This window comes from Citrobacter pasteurii, from assembly GCF_019047765.1.
GTDB lineage: Bacteria > Pseudomonadota > Gammaproteobacteria > Enterobacterales > Enterobacteriaceae > Citrobacter > Citrobacter pasteurii.
In genome coordinates, this window is record NZ_CP077262.1 from 2,649,340 (window position 1) to 2,669,626 (window position 20,287).

The window sequence follows — 20,287 nt, forward strand, 5'->3', positions numbered from 1 at the left end:
TCACTGAGAGACCACTATTTTTTATTATTCACAACCTATAAATATTACATATATTTCAATGGGATCTATTCTTAAGGTGGGCATGTTTAGCTAAACATGCCACAATACTGGCCTAAACCGGCTTAAATTTTCGCTAAATCAGGATATTAACTACCCATGAAGGGTAAATATAAAGCCGTTCTGGCACTTCTCTTATTATTGATTCTCGTGCCGCTGACGTTGGTTATGACGCTTGGCCTGTGGGTTCCCACGCTGGTAGGCGTCTGGTTGCCTGTCGGCACGCGCATCGCGCTGGATGAGAGCCCACGGCTGACACGGCATGGGCTGCATATCCCGGAACTTCGCTATCTGGTCGATGATTGCCCGCTAGCGCGCATTACTCAGGCCGATCTCTCTCACCCCAGCCGCTGGTTGCTTAATGTCGGAACAATTGAACTCGACTCGGCTTGCCTGGCCAAATTGCCGCAGGCAGAACCCTCGCCGGTAGCGCCAAAAACGCTGGCTGAATGGCAATCGATGCTACCCAATACCTGGATTAACATCGACAACGTTATTCTTTCTCCCTGGCAGGAGTGGCAGGGGAAACTATCGCTCTCGCTAACGCCCTCTACCCAGCAGCTGCGCTACCAGGGTGAAAAAGTTAAATTTCAGGGGCGTCTGCACGGGCAAAATCTGACGGTAAATGAGCTGGATATCGCAGCATTTGAAGGGCAGCCGCCGGTAAAACTGGTTGGTGAATTTACTATGCCGCTGGTTCCTGATGGACTACCGGTGAGCGGGCATGCGGTTGCTACTCTGAGCTTGCCGCAGGAGCCAACGCTGGTTGACGCCGAACTTGAGTGGCAAGAAAACAGCGGACAACTGATCGTCATGGCGCGGGATAATGTCGATCCGCTACTCGATCTCCCGTGGGAAATAACCCGTCAGCAACTCACCATTAGCGACGGTCGCTGGAACTGGCCTTATCAAGGATTCCCGCTCAGCGGGCGGTTGGGTGTGAAAGTTGAGAACTGGCAGGCCGGGCTGGAAAATGCGGTGGTGAGCGGGCGTCTGAACATTCTGACGCAAGGCGATGCCGGTAAAGGAAACGCCGTATTAACGTTAGGGCCAGGTAGGCTCGGTGTGGATAGTAGCGATATGCCGTTACAGTTGATCGGCGAGGCGAAACAGGATGACCTGATCTTCTACGCGAAGTTACCCGCCAGACTTACCGGAAGCCTGACCGATCCGCAACTCGCTTTCGAGCCAGGGGCGCTACTGCGCTCGCGTGGACGGGTGATTGACTCACTGGATATAGACGAAATTCGCTGGCCATTGGCTGGCGTTAAAGTGACACAGCGCGGTGTGGATGGGCGTCTACAGGCCATTTTACGGGCGCATGAGAATCAGATGGGTGGCTTTGAGTTGCACCTTGATGGTCTGGCAAATGATTTTCTTCCTGATGCCGGTCGTTGGCAGTGGCGGTATTGGGGCAAAGGCAGTTTTACACCGATGCATGCGCTTTGGGATGTCGCGGGCAAAGGGGAGTGGCACGACAACACCCTGAGACTTTTCGACCTCTCGACCGGATTTGACCAACTGCAATACGGCACCATGAAGGTGGAAAATCCGCGTCTGATGATGGATGAGCCGATCGTGTGGGTACGGGATGCCAGCAAACCGACATTCAGTGGTGCGCTGTCGCTGGACGCCGGGAACACCATCTTCACTGGGGGAAGCGTGTTACCGCCATCAACCCTGAAATTTAGCGTGGAAGGTACCGACCCGACGGTTTTCCAGTTCAAAGGCCAGCTTCACGCGGGGGCGATTGGGCCCGTACAGCTTAATGGCCGGTGGGACGGGATCCGTCTGCGCGGTCAGGCCTGGTGGCCAAAACAATCGCTCACCGTTTTCCAACCGCTCATCCCACCTGACTGGAAAATGAAGCTACGCGAAGGTGAACTGTATGCGCAGGTTGCGTTCTCGGCCGCCTCGGATCAGGGGTTTGAAGCGGGCGGTCATGGGGTATTAAAAGGCGGTAGCGCCTGGATGCCTGATAACCAAATCAATGGCGTCGATTTTGTGTTGCCGTTTCGATTTAGTGAAGGTGCGTGGCAACTGGGTACGCGTGGGCCTATTTCGCTGCGTATCGCGGAAGTGGTGAATCAGGTGACGGTGAAAAATATCGCCGCCGATCTGCAGGGGGCGTATCCCTGGAGTGAAGACAATCCGTTACTGTTAAGCGATGTCAGCGCCGAACTGCTGGGGGGCAAAGTCATCATGCAGCAACTGCGGATGCCGCAGCACGATCCAGCATTATTGCGGGTGCAGAATATTTCTTCCAGCGAGCTTATCAGCGCGGTTAATCCCAAACAATTCGCCATGTCTGGCCCGGTTAGCGGTGCGTTGCCGTTATGGCTGGATAACGAAAAGTGGATCATTAAAGACGGCTGGCTGACCAACCCCGGCCCCATGACGCTGCGTATTGATAAGGACACGGCGGATGCCGTCGTCAAAGATAATATGGCGGCGGGTGCGGCCATTAACTGGCTGCGTTATATGGAAATAAGTCATTCCTGGACGAAAATAAATCTGGATAACCTCGGTGTTTTAACCATGCAGGCAACGGTGACTGGCAACAGTCGGGTGGATGGTAAAGTGGGAACGGTTAATTTGAATTACACCCACGAGGAAAACGTCTTTACGCTATGGCGCAGTTTGCGTTTTGGCGACAATTTACAGGCATGGCTTGAACAAAATGCAGCGTTGCCGGAAAACCATTGCCCGGAAGGCAAGGAATGTGAGGAACAACAATGAAAACGATAGCTGCGATGCTGGGTCTATTGGCGTCATCTCTGCTGGTCGGGTGCACACCCAGAATCGAAGTGGCTGCGCCAAAAGAACCGATCACGATTAATATGAACGTCAAAATCGAACACGAGATCCATATCAAAGTCGATAAAGACGTTGAGAGCTTGTTGAAATCGCGCAGCGATCTGTTCTGAGGTTACGATGAAAAAACAGCTTGCAGTGATTCTGGTCGCTCTGAGTCTACTCAGCGGCAATGTGTGGGCGTTAACCTTGAGTGAAGCCAGAACCCAGGGGCGGGTTGGCGAAACGCTTAATGGTTATCTGGTGGCATTGAAAACCGATGCCGAAACGCAGGCCTTGGTGAGTGAAATTAATAAAGCGCGCAGCGCCAGCTATCAGCAACTGGCTGAGAGCAATAATATTCCGGCTGATGAAGTGGCGAAAATGGCCGGACAAAAACTGGTTGCTCGCGCTAAACCGGGAGAGTACGTTCAGGGTATCAATGGTAAGTGGCTGCGGAAAGAATAACCTGACTTGTTAGTAAAGTCTGATTTTGCGTTCAGTCGAGGAAAGTATCAGGCAAGTGGGGAGAGATTAATCTACCATAGTTAAACATATATATTATCAAGGAATGATGATGACGCTTTATCAGATCAAACCTGCCTTTCAGGCGTTGTTACGCCCATTGATGTTTTGGCTATATAAGAAAGGCGTCACAGCGAATCACGTTACCCTTGCTGCGATGGCGCTTTCTTTTGTGACCGGTATCGTACTGGTAACTTTCCCCCAACCTGCGTTTTTTGTTCTCCTGCCAATCGTACTGTTTATCCGAATGGCGCTTAATGCGCTCGATGGCATGCTGGCGCGTGAATGTCACCAACAATCGCGCCTTGGGGCTATTCTGAACGAGAGTGGGGATATTCTGTCCGATCTGGCGCTTTATCTGCCGTTTATGTTGCTCCCGGACAGTAACGTAATACTGGTGATGGTGATGCTGTTCTCTGCGGTAATGACGGAGTTTTGTGGTGTTCTGGCACAAACGATTAATGGCGTTCGCAGCTATGCCGGGCCGCTGGGTAAAAGTGATCGGGCGCTGGTATTTGGCGCATGGGGTCTGGCGTTGGCTTTGTGGCCGCAGCTTGTGCAGTGGAACAACCTGTTGTGGGGCATTGCTACGCTCCTGCTGCTATGGACGGTAATTAATCGCTGTAAAAGTGCATTACGCGAAGCGGGGGTGAAATGATGTTGCTGGAGAAGTCGCTCGCCGTCATTTTTGCACTGCTGCTGGTTGCAACGGTAGTGAATGGATTGCTGGTGTGGCGACGACCGGAAAAAGACTGGCGGGAACTGACGTTACGTATTCGTACCTGGTGGATAATCATCATCCTGTTTTCCCTGGCGATTTTAAGTCCGCACTGGCTGGCGCTGACCTTTTTTGCGCTGGTGAGCTTTATGGCGTTAAAGGAGTTTTTGACGCTGGCGCCATCGCGTCAGACCGATCGCATGCCGCTGCTGTGGATGTTCATTGCTATTCCGATTAACTACTGGCTGATTGGCATCAATTGGTACGGCATGTTTGTGGTGTTTATCCCGGTCTACGCATTTTTATTCTTACCCGTGCGAATGGTCATGGCGGGCGATACTCAGGGTTTCTTGCGCTACGCCTCGCAGCATCACTGGAGTCTGATGACCACCGTGTTTGCCTTCAGCCATGTGGCGTTTTTGCTGGTTTTGCCTGATGACGGCAAACAAACCGGCGCATTGCTGGTACTGTTCCTGGTTGGCTTAACGGAATTCAACGACATTGCGCAGTACCTGTGGGGTAAATCGATTGGGCGCATCAAAGTAACGCCCAGAGTCAGCCCTAATAAAACGCTGGCGGGATTGGTTGGCGGCGTAGCGACCACCACGCTGATGGCGGCACTGCTTGGTCCATTGATTACGCCATTAAGCATTCCGCTGTCGCTGTTAGCGGGTTTGATTATCGGCATCAGTGGCTTTTGTGGCGATGTGGTGATGTCGGCCATTAAGCGCGACATTGGCGTGAAGGACAGCGGAACATTGCTGCCAGGTCATGGCGGTATTCTCGACCGGCTGGATTCACTGATCTTCACCGCCCCGGTGTTTTTCCATTTTATTCGCTACTTTTACTACTAACTTATGATCAATTCATTTCTGCGAACGCTGTTTACGCTGTGCATCGTCTGGCCGGTGATCTGGCTGTGGCTTGGACTGCGAATCAGGCATAGGGAACGTTTGCCCACACGCGGTCCGGCAATTATTGTCGCCAATCACAACAGCCATATGGATGTTTTTGCGTTGCTTTCGCTCTTTCCGCTGCGCCGCCAGTCGTCGGTTCATCCGGTGGCTGCCGCTGACTATTTTCTGCGTAATAAAGCAATGGCCTGGTTTGCGCTGAATATTCTCAACATTATTCCCATTTCGCGAAAGGGCGGAGAAACCAATCCGCTGGCGCAGTGTGAACAGGCATTACGCGACGGCAAGATCTTGATCCTCTTTCCTGAAGGTACACGGGGCGAGCCTGGAAAACTGTCGCCGTTGAAATCTGGATTGTGGCATCTGAGCCAGCGTGTACCGGAGGTACCGATTATTCCCATCTGGCTACGTGGCACTGAATCTGTCATGGCGAAAGGGAATCGCATACCGCTGCCGCTGTTTATAGACGTCAATATTGGCAGCAGGTTGTATTTTCATGGGGATAAACACCTCTTCATGGACGGACTCAGACAGCAACTGTTGCTGCTGGCGCAACAAACTAAAGGAATGCATTCTCATGAGTAATATACGAGTACCTGATGAACAACAATTTGTAACCAGCGACAACACCGAACTGTTTTACCGTCACTGGCCGGCACCTGCGCCGGGTGCGACGCCGAAAGTGATCGTCATGTTCCATCGCGGTCACGAACACTCCGGACGCTTGCAACATATTGTGGATGAACTGGCGATGCCGGACACCGCATTCTATGCCTGGGATGCGCGCGGTCACGGCCGCTCTCCAGGCCAGCGTGGTTACAGCCCTTCACTGGCGCGTTCGGTGCAGGATGTTGAAGAGTTTGTGCGTTTCGCCGCGGCTGACAGTCACGCTGCAATGGAAGATGTGGTGGTTGTGGCACAGAGCGTTGGCGCGGTGTTGGCCGCGGCCTGGGTTCACGACTATGCGCCCGCCATTCGTGGACTTGTGCTGGCGTCGCCGGCCTTCAAAGTTAAATTGTATGTGCCGTTTGCCCGCCAGGGGTTGGCGTTAATGCACCGATTGCGCGGCCTGTTTTTCGTTAACTCTTACGTTAAGGGCAAGTATCTGACGCACGATGTCGATCGTGTGGCGAGCTTTAACCTTGATACCCAGATCACCCGGGCAATTGCGGTGAACATTCTGCTGGATCTCTACAAAACGGCTGAACGCATTGTCAACGATGCCAGCGCCATTACCTTGCCAGTGCAGCTGTTGGTATCCGGTGATGATTTCGTTGTGCATCGCCAGCCGCAAATTGATTTTTATCAGCGCCTGAGAAACCCGCTTAAGGAACTGCACGTGCTGCCGGGGTTTTATCACGACACGTTGGGAGAAAAAGACCGGCATCTGGTGTTCGATAAAATGCGTGATTTTATCGACACGCTATACGCTATGGCGCCGCAGCGCTTTGATTATAGCAATGAAGATCGCTGGAGCCCTGGCGCCGATACCTGGCGGATGCTCAGCGGGGGGCCCGCGCCGTATTCTATTGACGACATTGCATACCGTGGTTTGCGCTATGGCATGAAGCTTCTGGGCACGCAATCAACAGGCGTTCGTCTGGGATTTGAAACGGGTTTTGACTCTGGTAGCACGCTGGATTACGTCTACCGCAATCAGCCGCAGGGTAGCAGCGCGCTGGGGCGTTTGATTGACAAAAACTATCTTAACAGCGTGGGCTGGAAAGGGATCCGTCAGCGTAAGATTCATCTGCAGATGCTGATCGGCCAGGCGGTCGCGCAACTGGCGGAGCAGGGCACGCCGGTACATGTGGTGGATATTGCTGCCGGACACGGACGCTATGTGCTTGATGCGTTGGAAGACGAAAAGGCGGTGCGTTCAATTTTACTGCGCGATTACAGCGAGCTGAACGTGAGTAAAGGTCGCGAAATGATTGCCAGCAGAGGTATGGCTGACATCGCGCGCTTTGAACAAGGCGATGCCTTCAACCGCGAACAGTTGGCTGCGCTGGAACCTCGTCCTGTGCTGGGTATTGTCTCAGGTTTATATGAACTCTTCCCCGAGAACACGCTGATACGCAATTCGCTCGCTGGTCTGGCAGATGCGATAGCGCCGGGGGGCATATTGATTTACACCGGGCAACCGTGGCATCCGCAGCTTAAAACGATAGCCTGGTCACTGACCAGCCATAAAGACGGCAAAGCGTGGGTTATGCGCGTGCGTACGCAGGGCGAAATGGATGCTTTGGTCCGTGAAGCGGGCTTTGATAAGTGCACACAATTGATTGATGAGTGGGGTATTTTCACCGTTTCCATGGCGGTACGTCGTGCTTCCTGAACAGCGTAAAGTTATGGTGCAGGCCGTGGGTTGGTTATTGCTGCTGGCTCCATTCTTTTTCCTGACGTACGGCAAGGTGAATCAGTTTACCGCCTGGCAGGATGCTCAGTATCAGAACGTTGGCAGCATCGTTTTCGGCTGGGAGTCGGCCATTCCGTTTATTCCGTGGACGATTATCCCGTACTGGAGTCTGGATCTGTTTTACGGGTTATCCCTGTTTATTTGCACCACGCGTTTCGAGCAGCGTCGGCTGGTGCTCAGGCTGGTACTGGCATCAGTGATTGCCTGCGGCGGTTTTTTATTGTTCCCGTTGCAGTTTAGCTTTACTCGCCCCGAAGTGACGGGGGCGGCGGGTTGGCTATTTGCACAGCTTGAACAGTTCGATCTGCCCTATAACCAGTCGCCGTCGCTGCATATCATTCTCTGCTGGCTGCTGTGGCGGCATTTCAATCGCCATTTGTCCGGCGGCTGGCGCAGACTGTGCGATGGCTGGTCTTTACTGATCGCGATATCGGTGCTGACCACCTGGCAGCATCATTTTATCGATATTATTACCGGGCTGGTGGCAGGAATGCTGATTGACTGGCTGGTACCGGAACAGCGTCGCTGGCGCTGGTGTAAACCGGATGCCGCGCGGCTGAGGCTGATGCGCCGGTACCTGTTGGGCTCGGCATTATTTTTTATTGCCGCAGTGTGGCTGACGGCATGGTTGTTATGGCCTGCACTGGCCCTGTTGATGGTCGGCTGCGGTTACGCTGGATTCGGCGCGGCGGTGACGGCTAAAAATTCGCAAGGCCGACTGCCTTGTGCCGTTTACTGGCTGTCATTGCCGTGGCGTACAGGAATGTGGCTATCAATGCGCTGGTTTACCCGGCGTTTGCCCGCGGTATGTTCGGTCGCGCCTGGCGTTTATCTCGGTAGTTTTCCGCGCTATGTGCCCGCGCAAAAAGCGGTGCTCGACGTGACCTTTGAGTTTTCGCGTGGGCGGGCGACGGCCTCGCGTATATATCACTGTGTACCGATGCTGGATTTAGTGATCCCGGATGAAGCTGAACTTCAGCAGGCGGTAAGCACCCTGGAAACTCTGCGTGAGATTCAGGGCACGGTATTGGTTCACTGTGCGTTAGGACTGTCGCGCAGTGCAATGGTGATTGCGGCGTGGCTGTTACACTATGGTCATGCGACGACGGTAGAGCAGGCAGTGGCGCAGATTCGGGCGAGTCGACCGCAGGTGGTACTGACCGATAAACATCTGGAGATGCTGCAGCAATGGCAACAGAAAGTGACGGTGTAACAAATAATGAAGCACTTCAGCATGGTTTGCTCCGGCACACGCTGGCAAGCTGGCGATTCATTCTGCTTTTTTCTCTCCCGCCGATGGCGTGGGTGCTGTTTGTTGCTCCGCCAGGTGTACTGCGTGCCGTCATTGCGTTGCTATGCGCTGTGGTCTGGTTTGGTTGTTGGCGACTGTGGCTCGATGAGCGTTATTTTTCGTTGATTAATACGCAAAACAACGAGCAGGCCGGAAGCGCGCTGTGTTTTATCTGGCGACGCGAACGGTTGAAAACGTTAACGCTGGTTGAACGCCAGTCTGGCGCATTGCAGCAATGTCGAAAAACACTGTTTCTGGTTGTGGTTCTGTGGGCCGTCTGGTTGGCGCTATTGGTGTAGCGCTCGTCCGGATTATTCATCGACATCGCAATAGTTGCCACACGGCATCAAACTGAGGCTGATATAGTTCAACACCGGTAGCGTCCTGGGATGAAATCATGTGGCTTCTCAAGTGGTATGTCTGGAATCGTTGGGTATTCAAGCTATTAAGTCGGGATGTCGCCGAGCCGGAACAGTTTTTGCGCCATTGCTGGGAAGAGAATCTGGCGAAGTGCAGGGATTATGCAGCTATCTGGCGTGATATTAACCGCATTCACGGCAAACAGATACGGATGCAGGTAAAGAAGTAAGTACAGATGAAAACCCTCCCACCGGATGGTGAGAGGGTGAATTATCAGGCAGCGACAACGCTGTCGATAGCGGCTTTCGCATCGGACTGTGCTTTGGATGCCACTTCCGGGCCGTAAGCAATACCTTCCGCGAACACGACGTTCACGTCGGTGATACCGATAAAGCCCAGGAACACATTCAGATACGGGGTGATCAGATCGGTCGGCGTATCTTTATGGATACCACCACGGCTGGTCAGCACGATAGCACGTTTTCCGGTTACCAGACCTTCCGGGCCTTTCTCGGTGTAACGGAAGGTGACGCCTGCACGGGCAATCAGGTCAAAATAGTTTTTCAGCTGCGTTGGGATGTTGAAGTTATACATCGGCGCGGCGATAACAATCACATCATGCGCTTTCAGCTCTGCAATCAGCTCATCGGACAGCGTGAGCGCTTCTTGCTGACGTGGCGTCAGCGGCGTATCGCTCGGGCGCATTGCACCCACCAGCTCGCCATCCAGCACCGGAACAGGATTTGCAGCCAGGTCACGGACGGTGATTTCATCAGCGGAGTGCTTTTCACGCCACTGTTCAACAAAATAATCAGACAACTGACCAGACTGAGAGTACCCTGCCAGAATACTGGATTTAAGAACTAATACCTTGCTCATGGGTGTTTCCTTTTATGTGTTTGAAGGGGATGTGCCCCGTTGCTTGTTGACACTTTATTCACAATCCTGCCGTAGTGATAGCGCAATATATCGAATCCTATGTTCGAAATTATTGAACAACACATGAAAAGCGCCGATGTGGTACTCTATACCTATCATCTACAAGAGATTTAACCCGGCAGAGCACTGCCCTCTAACGCTATGACAGAACAACAAAAATTAACCTTCGACATGCTGCAGCAACAGCTGGACTCACTGATGCTGCGCGACAGACAGCGTTTTGCCCGCCGTCTGCACGGCGTGAAGAAGGTTAAAAATCCTGATGCACAACAGGCCATTTACCAGGAGATGGCAAAAGAGATTGACCAGGCAGCCGGTAAGGTTGTGCTGCGTGAAGCCGCTCGACCGACAATTACCTATCCGGAAAACCTGCCTGTTAGTCAGAAAAAGCAGGATATTCTGGACGCCATTCGCGACCATCAGGTGGTGATTGTTGCCGGGGAAACCGGTTCAGGTAAAACCACCCAGTTACCGAAGATCTGTATGGAGCTGGGGCGCGGGTTGAAAGGGCTGATCGGTCATACCCAGCCGCGTCGTCTGGCTGCGCGCACCGTGGCGAACCGTATTGCGGAAGAGTTGCAAACCGAGCCGGGCGGCTGTATCGGTTATAAAGTGCGTTTCAGCGATCATGTCAGCGATAACACCATGGTTAAGCTGATGACGGACGGTATTTTGCTGGCGGAAATCCAGCAGGATCGACTGCTGATGCAGTACGACACTATCATCATCGATGAAGCGCATGAACGCAGTCTGAATATCGATTTTCTGCTCGGCTATTTGAAAGAACTCCTGCCGCGCCGTCCGGATCTAAAAATTATTATCACTTCGGCGACCATCGACCCGGAGCGTTTTTCAAAGCATTTCAATAATGCGCCGATTATCGAAGTCTCCGGCCGAACGTACCCGGTAGAAGTACGCTATCGCCCGATTGTTGAAGATGCAGATGACACGGAACGTGACCAACTGCAGGCAATTTTTGATGCCGTAGATGAACTGGGACGTGAAAGCCAGGGTGATATTCTGATCTTTATGAGTGGTGAACGTGAAATTCGCGATACCGCTGATGCACTGAACAAACTGGATTTACGTCATACCGAAGTGTTGCCGCTGTACGCCCGCCTCTCTAACAGCGAGCAGAACCGCGTATTCCAGTCGCACAGCGGCCGCCGTATCGTGCTGGCTACCAACGTGGCGGAAACCTCGCTGACCGTGCCGGGGATCAAATATGTAATTGACCCGGGTACTGCGCGTATCAGCCGTTACAGCTACCGTACTAAAGTCCAGCGTTTGCCGATTGAACCGGTGTCGCAGGCTTCTGCCAACCAGCGTAAAGGCCGCTGCGGTCGTGTTTCAGAAGGGATCTGTATTCGTCTCTATTCCGAAGACGATTTCCTGTCGCGCCCGGAGTTTACCGACCCGGAGATCCTGCGTACCAACCTGGCATCCGTTATTTTGCAGATGACGGCGCTGGGACTGGGTGATATCGCGGCATTCCCGTTCGTTGAAGCACCGGATAAACGCAATATTCAGGACGGGGTACGCCTGCTCGAAGAGCTGGGGGCGATAACCACCGATGAACAGGCAACCGCGTATAAGTTAACGCCGTTGGGTCGTCAGCTGTCGCAACTGCCAGTGGACCCGCGTCTGGCGCGCATGGTGCTGGAAGCGCAAAAACATGGCTGCGTACGTGAGGCGATGATCATTACCTCGGCGCTGTCCATTCAGGATCCGCGCGAGCGTCCAATGGACAAGCAGCAGGCTTCCGACGAGAAGCACCGCCGTTTCCACGACAAAGAGTCTGATTTCCTCGCGTTTGTGAACCTGTGGAACTATCTCGGCGAGCAGCAAAAAGCGTTGTCGTCGAACCAGTTCCGCCGTCAGTGTAAGGTTGATTTCCTTAACTATCTGCGCGTGCGCGAATGGCAGGATATCTACACGCAACTGCGTCAGGTGGTGAAAGAGTTAGGTATTCCGGTCAACAGTGAACCTGCTGAGTATCGGGAAATCCACGTTGCGCTGCTGACCGGATTACTGTCGCATATCGGGATGAAAGATGCCGATAAACAGGAATTTACCGGCGCGCGTAACGCCCGTTTCTCGATCTTCCCCGGTTCTGGTCTGTTTAAAAAACCGCCGAAATGGACAATGGTGGCGGAGCTGGTGGAAACCAGCCGCCTGTGGGGACGTATTGCCGCGCGCATCGATCCCGAGTGGGTGGAGCCGGTTGCCCAGCATCTGATCAAACGTTCATACAGTGAACCGCACTGGGAGCGTGCCCAGGGGGCAGTGATGGCGACAGAAAAAGTCACTGTTTACGGCTTACCGATTGTAGCCGCCCGTAAGGTGAACTACAGCCAGATCGATCCTGCACTATCGCGTGAACTGTTTATTCGCCATGCGCTGGTGGAAGGTGACTGGCAGACGCGACATGCGTTTTTCCGTGACAACCTCAAGCTGCGCGCGGAAGTGGAAGAGTTAGAGCACAAATCACGTCGTCGCGACATTCTGGTCGATGATGAGACGCTGTTTGAATTTTACGACCAGCGCATCAGCCATGATGTGGTTTCCGCCCGCCACTTTGATAGCTGGTGGAAGAGAGTCAGCCGCGAGACACCGGATCTGCTCAACTTTGAAAAAAGTATGCTTATCAAAGAGGGCGCGGAGAAAATCAGCAAGCTGGATTACCCAAACTTCTGGCATCAGGGCAATCTCAAACTGCGGTTAAGCTACCAGTTTGAACCCGGCGCTGATGCGGATGGCGTGACCGTGCATATTCCGCTGCCGTTACTAAACCAGGTTGAAGAGAGCGGTTTTGAATGGCAAATCCCGGGGCTGCGTCGTGAACTGGTGATCGCGCTGATTAAGTCGCTACCGAAACCGGTCCGACGCAACTTTGTGCCGGCACCGAACTATGCGGAAGCGTTTTTAGGCCGGGTGACGCCGCTGGAACTGCCGCTGCTGGATTCGCTGGAGCGTGAACTGCGCCGGATGACCGGCGTCACCGTTGACCGTGAAGACTGGCATTGGGATCAGGTGCCCGATCATCTGAAGATAACGTTCCGGGTGGTCGACGATAAGAACAAAAAGCTGCAGGAAGGACGCTCACTGCAGGATCTGAAAGATGCGCTGAAGGGCAAAGTTCAGGAAACATTGTCTGCAGTGGCGGATGACGGTATTGAACAGAGCGGTCTGCACATCTGGAGCTTTGGTCAACTGCCGGAAAGTTACGAGCAAAAACGCGGTAACTATAAAGTGAAAGCGTGGCCAGCGCTGGTGGATGAGCGTGACAGCGTTGCCATCAAACTGTTTGATAATCCGCTGGAGCAACAGCAGGCGATGTGGTGCGGTTTACGCCGTCTGTTGCTGCTGAATATTCCATCACCTATCAAATACTTACACGAGAAACTGCCCAACAAAGCCAAGCTGGGGCTGTATTTTAATCCGTATGGCAAAGTGCTGGATTTGATTGACGACTGTATTTCCTGCGGTGTGGATAGGCTTATCGACGCTAACGGCGGCCCGGTGTGGACGGAAGAGGGCTTTGCGGCGTTGCACGAAAAAGTGCGGGCTGAGCTGAATGACACGGTGGTCGATATTGCGAAGCAGGTCGAACAGATCCTGACGGCGGTATTTAACATCAACAAACGTCTGAAAGGGCGTGTGGATATGACCATGGCGCTGGGGCTTTCGGATATCAAAGCGCAAATGGGTGGGCTGGTGTACCGTGGTTTTGTCACCGGCAACGGTTTCAAACGTCTGGGCGATACGTTGCGTTATTTGCAGGCCATTGAAAAACGGCTGGAGAAACTGGCGATTGATCCGCACCGCGATCGGGCGCAGATGCTGAAAGTAGATAGCGTGCAGCAGGCCTGGCAGCAGTGGTTCAATAAACTGCCGCCCGCGCGGCGTGAAGATGATGATGTCAAAGAGATCCGCTGGATGATAGAAGAGCTGCGAGTCAGCTACTTTGCCCAGCAGCTCGGCACGCCATATCCGATCTCCGATAAACGTATTCTGCAGGCGATGGAGCAGATTTCAGGCTAACGCGTGGTGGTGCCGTAGACCGGATAAGGCATAGCCGTCATCCGACATCTGTACCCGGTAAAGAATAAACACCAGGAGTTATGAGTATGAGTCAGTTCCCGATACTTTCCGCAGCCACCCTTGCAGCGATAAATACCGTAGGGCGATGGTTGGCGCAGAATGATTTTATGGAGAACATCACCGTTCAGTCAGACTGCGTGATTCTGGCGGGCAACGCGGTTATTCCGACCATCGACGCCGCTTGTCGGATCGCGAAAGAACAACAGGTTCCCTTATTGATTAGCGGTGGCATCGGTCATTCTACGCGCTTTCTGTATGACGCGATTGCAGAGCATCCTCGCTATAACATCATCCGCACCAGCGGACGAGCAGAAGCTGCGATCCTGGCTGATATTGCGCACCAGTTCTGGCAAATTCCGGGTGAGACGATTTGGGTGGAAGACCAGTCAACAAACTGTGGTGAGAATGCACGCTTTAGCTGTGCCTTACTGAACCAGGCGATAGAAAATATTCACACGGTCATTGTGGTGCAGGACCCTACAATGCAACGCCGCACGATGGCGACATTCCAGCGTGTAACCCGTGATGATCTGCAGGCACCGCGCTGGTTGAGTTTTCCCGGTTTTATCCCTGAGTTGACTCTACAGAACGGTGGTGTGGATTTCGCGCCGGCTGCGGAGGGGCTGTGGTCTGTGGATCGCTATCTTTCATTGATTACCGGCGAATTGCCGAGGCTGCGCGATGATGCAACCGGCTATGGCCCTCGTGGTCGTGGTTTTATCGCCCATGTTGATATTCCGCAGAATGTTGAGGATGCATGGCTGCATCTGCAAAACGATACGGCGCTGACTGACTTGCTGGCGAGCCGATCGCTGTAATCTCTGCCGCCCGTTTGTGAATGTTTTGTCGCAAACGGGCATAAATCCTGCCTGTTTTTTCTCTTCGCCATGATGTTGCCAGATGCTTTTATGAAGTGGCTCACAGAACGACTATTCCAGCAGTAATGCGTCATGCATGATTGGTATTAATTAACAATAGTTTTACTTGTTAAAAACAAATCAATCACAGGAGAGCCGCATGTCAGTACCCGTACAACATCCTATGTATATCGATGGGCAGTTTGTGACCTGGCACGATGACGCCTGGATTGATGTCGTCAATCCGGCCACGGAAGAGCTGATCTCACGTATTCCCGATGGCCGTGCCGAAGATGCGCGTAAAGCGATCGATGCCGCACAGCGAGCTCAGCCGCAATGGGAAGCCCTGCCTGCTATTGAACGCGCAAACTGGCTACGCAAAATTTCTGCGGGCATCCGTCAACGCGCCAGCGAAATTAGTGCGCTGATTGTGGCGGAAGGTGGAAAAATACAGCAGCTGGCTGAGGTTGAAGTCTCATTTACCGCCGACTACATCGATTATATGGCGGAATGGGCGCGTCGCTATGAAGGCGAGATCCTGCAAAGCGATCGTCCGGGTGAGAATATCCTGCTGTTTAAGCGTGCGTTAGGTGTAACAACCGGCATTCTGCCGTGGAACTTTCCGTTTTTCCTGATTGCCCGCAAGCTGGCTCCCGCATTGCTGACGGGTAATACCATTGTCATTAAACCCAGCGAATTCACGCCGAATAATGCCATCGCTTTTGCCAAAATTGTTGATGATATCGGTTTGCCGCGCGGCGTATTTAATCTGGTGCTCGGACGCGGTGAAACCGTCGGTCAGGAGCTGGCTGGAAACCCGAAAGTGGCGATGGTGAGTATGACCGGCAGCGTCGGCGCGGGCGAGAAAATTATGGCCGCAGCGGCTAAAAATATCACTAAAGTTTGTCTGGAGCTGGGCGGAAAAGCGCCGGCAATCGTCATGGATGATGCCGATCTTGAGCTGGCCGTGAAGGCAATTGTTGACTCGCGGGTGATTAACACCGGTCAGGTGTGCAACTGTGCCGAACGCGTGTATGTCCAGAAAGGCATCTATGACCAGTTTGTGAATCGTCTGGGAGAGGCAATGAAAGCCGTCCAGTTTGGCAACCCGGCCGAGCGTAATGACATCGCGATGGGGCCGCTCATTAATGCGGCTGCGCTGGCACGTGTGGAACAGAAAGTGGCGCGCGCAGTGCAGGAGGGCGCCAGGGTGGTACTAGGCGGTAAAGCCATAGAGGGGAAAGGCTATTATTACCCACCGACGTTACTGTTAGACGTGCGCCAGGAGATGGCAATAATGCACGAAGAGACATTTGGCCCGGTGCTACCGGTAGTGTCATTTGACTCGCTGGAAGAGGCGCTGACGATGGCCAATGACAGCGACTACGGTCTGACCTCATCAATTTACACGCAGAATCTGAATACGGCGATGAAGGCGATTAAAGGGCTGAAGTTTGGCGAAACCTACATTAATCGTGAAAACTTCGAGGCGATGCAGGGCTTCCATGCGGGCTGGCGTAAGTCCGGGATTGGCGGGGCGGACGGTAAGCACGGTCTGAATGAATATCTGCAAACGCAAGTGGTTTATCTGCAGTCCTGAGTTTTTACTCTACACCTGGCGGAGGTTTCCCTCCGCCAGTACTGCGTCAGAGTTTGATAAATTTATCCAGCGTACGAATAAGCTGGGTGACAAAACCGTATTCGTTATCGTACCAGGCAACGGTTTTTACCAGTTGCAGATCGCCCACTTCGGTAATTTCGGTTTGTGTTGCATCAAATACGGAACCAAAATGCGAGCCAATGACATCTGACGAGACAATCTCCTCGTCGGTATAACCAAAGGATTCATTATCCTGTGTGGCTTTTTTCAGCGCATTGTTGACCTCTTCAGCGGTGACTTTTTTCCCCAATATCGAAACCAGTTCCGTAACGGAGCCGGTTTTCACCGGTACACGCTGGGCGTGGCCTTTTAATTTTCCGCTCAATGCCGGAATGACCAGACCAATGGCTTTGGCGGCCCCGGTGGTATGGGGAATGATATTCTCCGCCGCCGCCCGTGAGGCGCGCAGATCTTTCCCGCGAGGGCCATCAACCAGTGACTGCGTTCCGGTATAGGCATGGATGGTGGTCATGGTGCCAAGCTGAATACCAAAGCTGTCGTGCAGCGCTTTTGCCATCGGCGCCAGGCAGTTGGTGGTGCACGATGCGACAGAGATAATCCGATCGCTGGCATCCATCGTGTCGTCGTTGACGTTAAAGACAATGGTTTTCATATCGCCAGCCGGGGCGGATATCAGGACTTTTTGGGCGCCGGCATCCAGGTGGGCCTGCGATTTTTCTGTTGAGGTATAAAAACCGGTGCATTCGATGATAATTTCCGCACCTGTAGTTTTCCACGGAATATTTTTGGCCTCTTTTTCGGCGTAAACGGCAATTTTTTTACCATCGACAATCAGTGCGTCCTCGGTAAAGTCGACGCTCCAGGGAAACGGGCCGTAGTTTGAATCGTGTTTTAACAGATAGGCGAGGATTTTCGGTGAGGTAAGGTCATTGATAGCGACGACCTCCGCGCTGCTTTTGACTTCCAGTAGCCGACGCAATACCAGACGACCGATACGACCAAAACCGTTAATGCCAATTTTACTCATGGTTTTCTCCTGTCAGGATGAGGCGGTACGACATATTTTCCCTACCAGGCTTAGTCCAGACAGGCATCCTCGGCAATAGCGGTTCTTGCGGTTAAACGTAACTGACTGAAAATGGGTGAACAAAACTTAATGAATTTTTAACAAAAGCCCGTTATGTTGACGCATTATTGTTTTTATTCGGGAAGTGTTATGGGGAATAAGTATTCTGGCCTGCAAATTGGCATTCACTGGCTGGTCTTTTTGTTGGTCATTGTGGCCTACAGCGCCATGGAGTTTCGCGGATTTTTCCCGCGCAGCTATCGTCCCGGGTTCAACATGGTGCACGTCTCCTGCGGCATTGCCATTTTAACACTGATGGTGGTGCGCTTGCTGGTCAGGCTCAAATATCCAGCACCGCCGATTGTGCCAAAACCGAAACCGATGATGACCGGAATGGCGCATCTGGGGCATCTGGTTATCTATCTGTTGTTTATTGTGCTGCCGATTATTGGGCTGGTGATGATGTACAACCGGGGTAACCCGTGGATTGCATTTGGCATCGTTATGCCGCATGCGGCAGAGGCCAACTTTGATTTAGTGGATATGCTGAAGTCCTGGCACGTGACGCTGGCCAACCTGGGCTATTTTGTCATTGCTCTGCATGCTGCTGCTGCCCTGATGCATCACTATTTCTGGAAGGACAATACGTTGTTGCGCATGATGCCGCGAAAACGCTCCTGAGGTAATGCCCCGCAAATGTGGGGCATTTTTTTAGCCGCTTATTTTTCCAGACATCATAAAAGCTTATCGACAAGATGGTTAAACAATGCTCAATTTGCCACATTTGATACTTGATCGCTGTCCTTATTAAAACTACTGTATATAAATACAGTTAATGAGGGGCAGATTATCATGTTGTTTTTCCAGCCTGCGGAACGCCGCGAAATTAAACACTTTCCGCTATTTAGCGATCTTGTGCCTTGCGGTTTTCCATCTCCGGCACAGGACTACGTTGAGAAACGTATTGACCTCAATGACCTGCTGGTACGGCATCCCAGCGCAACCTATTTTGTTAAATCATCTGGCGACTCCATGAGGGGCGCGGGGATCGGCGAGGGCGATTTGCTGATTGTCGACAGCGCCAGAAAGCCTGCCCATGGAGACATCGTTATTGCCGCTATTGAGGGCGAATTCACTGTTAAACGTCTGCAATTACACCCAGTTATCATGCTGAAGCCAGAGAACAGCGCCTACGCGCCGATCATGATTAGCAGCGAGGACACGCTGGATATATTTGGTGTGGTGACATTTATCGTTAAAGCCGCGGGCTGATTATGTTTGCCCTGGTGGATGTTAATTCATTTTATGCCAGCTGTGAGTCGGCATTCCGGCCCGATCTGAAGGGCAAACCCGTTGTCGTTCTTTCAAATAACGATGGCTGTGTCATTGCCTGTAGCACGGAGGCAAAAGCGCTTGGTGTTAATATGGGCGCACCGTATTTCAAACAGAAAGATCTGTTCAGGCACTATGGCGTGTTCTGTTTCAGTTCGAACTACGAATTGTATGCGGATATGAGCAGCAGGGTGATGTCGATTCTGGAGGAGTTGTCGCCGCGCGTGGAGATGTACAGTATTGATGAAGCCTTTTGCGATTTAACGGGCGTGCGAAACTGCCGGGATCTTACGGATTTTGGTCGGGAAATCAGAGCAACTATTTTACAGAAAACACGTCTCACGGTTGGGGTTGGCATTGCCCAGACCAAAACGCTGGCTAAACTGGCGAATCATGCTGCCAAAAAGTGGCAGGAGCAAACCGGTGGAGTCGTGGATCTTTCAAATATGGAACGTCAGCGTAAGCTGATGGCCGCACTTCCGGTTGATGAAGTCTGGGGTGTCGGACGCCGTATCAGCAAGAGACTGGATTCTATGGGCATTAAAACGGTTCTCGAGCTGGCGGATACCGACATTCGCTTCATTCGTAAACATTTCAACGTCGTGCTTGAGCGAACCGTCCGGGAATTGCGTGGTGAACCTTGTCTGGCGCTGGAGGAGTTTGCGCCAGATAAGCAGGAAATTATCTGCTCAAGATCGTTTGGTGAAAAACTCACGGATTACAACGCGATGAGAGAGGCAATTTGCACTTATGCTTCATGTGCCGCGGAGAAGCTGCGCAGAGAGCACCAGTACTGCCGGTTTATCTCTACGTTTATCAAAACCAGTCCGTTTGTTCTGAATGAACCTTATTACGGTAACAGCGCGTCGATAAAACTGCTGACGCCAACTCAGGATAGTCGGGAAATCATTGCAGCAGCAACGCGCAGCCTGGATGCCATCTGGCGAGCGGGACTGCGTTATCAGAAAGCGGGCGTTATGCTGGGGGATTTTTTTAGCTCTGGCGTTGCTCAACTGAATCTTTTTGATGACAACCGCCCACGGTGTAACAGCGATAAACTGATGAACGTGCTGGATACGCTTAATGCTGAAAAGGGGAAAGGAACGATCTACTTTGCCGGACAAGGGATACAGCAACCGTGGGCGATGAAGCGAGACATGCTTTCGCCGCGTTATACCACGAGATACAGTGATTTGCTGCGCGTGGGGTAGGGTTGGTTCATTATTGAATTCGCCTGATACTCAGCTCTCGCAGCGCCGCTGCATATCGCTGGACAATTGAGAGAATAAGA

At 52.5% G+C, this 20,287-nt stretch carries 18 protein-coding genes; 16 read left to right on the forward strand and 2 right to left on the reverse strand.

From position 1 onward, the window contains the following. Positions 1-156 precede the first annotated feature (156 nt). The 10 genes from I6L54_RS12990 to I6L54_RS13035 all read left to right on the forward strand — a co-directional run bounded on the left by I6L54_RS12990 (position 157) and on the right by I6L54_RS13035 (position 9,306). Positions 157-2,796 carry a YdbH family protein gene (locus I6L54_RS12990; protein ID WP_040230923.1) on the forward strand — a complete coding sequence of 880 codons (2,640 nt, stop codon included), beginning with the start codon at positions 157-159 and terminating at the stop codon, positions 2,794-2,796. After that, positions 2,793-2,984 (forward strand): YnbE family lipoprotein, encoded by a 192-nt coding sequence (locus I6L54_RS12995; RefSeq protein ID WP_003020350.1) that lies wholly within the window; start codon positions 2,793-2,795, stop codon positions 2,982-2,984. The genes I6L54_RS12990 and I6L54_RS12995 overlap by 4 nt, the downstream gene beginning before the upstream one ends. A gap of 7 nt (positions 2,985-2,991) precedes the next feature. Continuing rightward, on the forward strand, positions 2,992-3,318 hold the full coding sequence (locus I6L54_RS13000; protein WP_040230925.1) for a YdbL family probable chaperone protein: 327 nt from the start codon (positions 2,992-2,994) through the stop codon (positions 3,316-3,318). A 109-nt stretch (positions 3,319-3,427) separates the two neighbouring features. Beyond that, entirely contained in the window at positions 3,428-4,033 is a 606-nt protein-coding gene (locus tag I6L54_RS13005) for a CDP-alcohol phosphatidyltransferase family protein (protein ID WP_040230927.1), read from the forward strand. Beyond that, entirely contained in the window at positions 4,030-4,947 is a 918-nt protein-coding gene (locus I6L54_RS13010; RefSeq protein WP_040230928.1) for a phosphatidate cytidylyltransferase, read from the forward strand. The genes I6L54_RS13005 and I6L54_RS13010 overlap by 4 nt, the downstream gene beginning before the upstream one ends. 3 nt (positions 4,948-4,950) lie before the next feature. Continuing rightward, on the forward strand, positions 4,951-5,592 hold the full coding sequence (locus I6L54_RS13015; protein ID WP_040230929.1) for a lysophospholipid acyltransferase family protein: 642 nt from the start codon (positions 4,951-4,953) through the stop codon (positions 5,590-5,592). Further along, positions 5,585-7,345, forward strand: coding sequence for a bifunctional alpha/beta hydrolase/class I SAM-dependent methyltransferase (locus tag I6L54_RS13020; RefSeq protein ID WP_040230931.1), 1,761 nt, complete (start codon positions 5,585-5,587; stop codon positions 7,343-7,345). The genes I6L54_RS13015 and I6L54_RS13020 overlap by 8 nt, the downstream gene beginning before the upstream one ends. Continuing rightward, the gene (locus I6L54_RS13025) at positions 7,335-8,639 is read left to right on the forward strand and encodes a phosphatase PAP2/dual specificity phosphatase family protein (RefSeq protein ID WP_040230933.1); all 1,305 of its coding nucleotides are present in this window, start codon (positions 7,335-7,337) and stop codon (positions 8,637-8,639) included. Before I6L54_RS13020 ends, I6L54_RS13025 begins: the two co-directional genes overlap by 11 nt. Then, the gene (locus tag I6L54_RS13030) at positions 8,615-9,016 is read left to right on the forward strand and encodes a hypothetical protein (protein ID WP_040230938.1); all 402 of its coding nucleotides are present in this window, start codon (positions 8,615-8,617) and stop codon (positions 9,014-9,016) included. The genes I6L54_RS13025 and I6L54_RS13030 overlap by 25 nt, the downstream gene beginning before the upstream one ends. A 98-nt stretch (positions 9,017-9,114) precedes the next feature. Next, on the forward strand, positions 9,115-9,306 hold the full coding sequence (locus I6L54_RS13035; protein ID WP_040230940.1) for a hypothetical protein: 192 nt from the start codon (positions 9,115-9,117) through the stop codon (positions 9,304-9,306). Positions 9,307-9,350: 44 nt separating this feature from the next. Here the strand turns inward: I6L54_RS13035 and azoR are convergent, their stop codons facing one another. Next, positions 9,351-9,956 (reverse strand): FMN-dependent NADH-azoreductase, encoded by a 606-nt coding sequence (gene azoR / locus I6L54_RS13040; RefSeq protein WP_040230942.1) that lies wholly within the window; start codon positions 9,954-9,956, stop codon positions 9,351-9,353. 201 nt (positions 9,957-10,157) lie between these two features. Here azoR and hrpA point away from each other — a divergent pair, with 201 nt between their 5' ends. From hrpA to aldA, 3 genes are all read left to right on the forward strand, one after another. Next, a complete protein-coding gene (hrpA, locus tag I6L54_RS13045; RefSeq protein WP_040230945.1) occupies positions 10,158-14,060 on the forward strand; it encodes an ATP-dependent RNA helicase HrpA in 3,903 nt (1,300 codons plus the stop codon). An 80-nt stretch (positions 14,061-14,140) separates the two neighbouring features. After that, positions 14,141-14,938 (forward strand): YdcF family protein, encoded by a 798-nt coding sequence (locus I6L54_RS13050; RefSeq protein ID WP_040230948.1) that lies wholly within the window; start codon positions 14,141-14,143, stop codon positions 14,936-14,938. A 199-nt stretch (positions 14,939-15,137) separates the two neighbouring features. After that, positions 15,138-16,577 carry an aldehyde dehydrogenase gene (gene aldA / locus I6L54_RS13055; protein WP_005126705.1) on the forward strand — a complete coding sequence of 480 codons (1,440 nt, stop codon included), beginning with the start codon at positions 15,138-15,140 and terminating at the stop codon, positions 16,575-16,577. Positions 16,578-16,623: 46 nt separating this feature from the next. Here the strand turns inward: aldA and gap are convergent, their stop codons facing one another. Then, entirely contained in the window at positions 16,624-17,625 is a 1,002-nt protein-coding gene (gene gap / locus I6L54_RS13060; protein ID WP_005126706.1) for a type I glyceraldehyde-3-phosphate dehydrogenase, read from the reverse strand. 189 nt (positions 17,626-17,814) lie between these two features. Between gap and cybB the strand changes: the two genes are divergently transcribed. The 3 genes from cybB to I6L54_RS13075 all read left to right on the forward strand — a co-directional run bounded on the left by cybB (position 17,815) and on the right by I6L54_RS13075 (position 20,207). Continuing rightward, positions 17,815-18,345 (forward strand): cytochrome b561, encoded by a 531-nt coding sequence (gene cybB / locus I6L54_RS13065; RefSeq protein WP_005126707.1) that lies wholly within the window; start codon positions 17,815-17,817, stop codon positions 18,343-18,345. A gap of 171 nt (positions 18,346-18,516) precedes the next feature. Then, positions 18,517-18,936: a translesion error-prone DNA polymerase V autoproteolytic subunit gene (locus tag I6L54_RS13070; protein ID WP_005126708.1), complete on the forward strand. Its 420-nt coding sequence runs from the start codon at positions 18,517-18,519 to the stop codon at positions 18,934-18,936. 2 nt (positions 18,937-18,938) lie between these two features. After that, a complete protein-coding gene (locus tag I6L54_RS13075; RefSeq protein WP_040230951.1) occupies positions 18,939-20,207 on the forward strand; it encodes a Y-family DNA polymerase in 1,269 nt (422 codons plus the stop codon). The last annotated feature ends 80 nt before the right edge of the window (positions 20,208-20,287 follow it).

What these genes read in the sequence shown, in the direction of transcription:
- I6L54_RS12990 (WP_040230923.1), top strand. Translation starts at nt 157, where the DNA reads ATGAAGGGTAAATATAAAGCCGTTCTGGCACTTCTCTTATTATTGATT.
- I6L54_RS12995 (WP_003020350.1), top strand. Translation starts at nt 2,793, where the DNA reads ATGAAAACGATAGCTGCGATGCTGGGTCTATTGGCGTCATCTCTGCTG.
- I6L54_RS13000 (WP_040230925.1), top strand. Translation starts at nt 2,992, where the DNA reads ATGAAAAAACAGCTTGCAGTGATTCTGGTCGCTCTGAGTCTACTCAGC.
- I6L54_RS13005 (WP_040230927.1), top strand. Translation starts at nt 3,428, where the DNA reads ATGACGCTTTATCAGATCAAACCTGCCTTTCAGGCGTTGTTACGCCCA.
- I6L54_RS13010 (WP_040230928.1), top strand. Translation starts at nt 4,030, where the DNA reads ATGATGTTGCTGGAGAAGTCGCTCGCCGTCATTTTTGCACTGCTGCTG.
- I6L54_RS13015 (WP_040230929.1), top strand. Translation starts at nt 4,951, where the DNA reads ATGATCAATTCATTTCTGCGAACGCTGTTTACGCTGTGCATCGTCTGG.
- I6L54_RS13020 (WP_040230931.1), top strand. Translation starts at nt 5,585, where the DNA reads ATGAGTAATATACGAGTACCTGATGAACAACAATTTGTAACCAGCGAC.
- I6L54_RS13030 (WP_040230938.1), top strand. Translation starts at nt 8,615, where the DNA reads ATGGCAACAGAAAGTGACGGTGTAACAAATAATGAAGCACTTCAGCAT.
- I6L54_RS13035 (WP_040230940.1), top strand. Translation starts at nt 9,115, where the DNA reads ATGTGGCTTCTCAAGTGGTATGTCTGGAATCGTTGGGTATTCAAGCTA.
- azoR (WP_040230942.1), bottom strand. Translation starts at nt 9,956, where the DNA reads ATGAGCAAGGTATTAGTTCTTAAATCCAGTATTCTGGCAGGGTACTCT.
- hrpA (WP_040230945.1), top strand. Translation starts at nt 10,158, where the DNA reads ATGACAGAACAACAAAAATTAACCTTCGACATGCTGCAGCAACAGCTG.
- I6L54_RS13050 (WP_040230948.1), top strand. Translation starts at nt 14,141, where the DNA reads ATGAGTATGAGTCAGTTCCCGATACTTTCCGCAGCCACCCTTGCAGCG.
- aldA (WP_005126705.1), top strand. Translation starts at nt 15,138, where the DNA reads ATGTCAGTACCCGTACAACATCCTATGTATATCGATGGGCAGTTTGTG.
- gap (WP_005126706.1), bottom strand. Translation starts at nt 17,625, where the DNA reads ATGAGTAAAATTGGCATTAACGGTTTTGGTCGTATCGGTCGTCTGGTA.
- cybB (WP_005126707.1), top strand. Translation starts at nt 17,815, where the DNA reads ATGGGGAATAAGTATTCTGGCCTGCAAATTGGCATTCACTGGCTGGTC.
- I6L54_RS13070 (WP_005126708.1), top strand. Translation starts at nt 18,517, where the DNA reads ATGTTGTTTTTCCAGCCTGCGGAACGCCGCGAAATTAAACACTTTCCG.
- I6L54_RS13075 (WP_040230951.1), top strand. Translation starts at nt 18,939, where the DNA reads ATGTTTGCCCTGGTGGATGTTAATTCATTTTATGCCAGCTGTGAGTCG.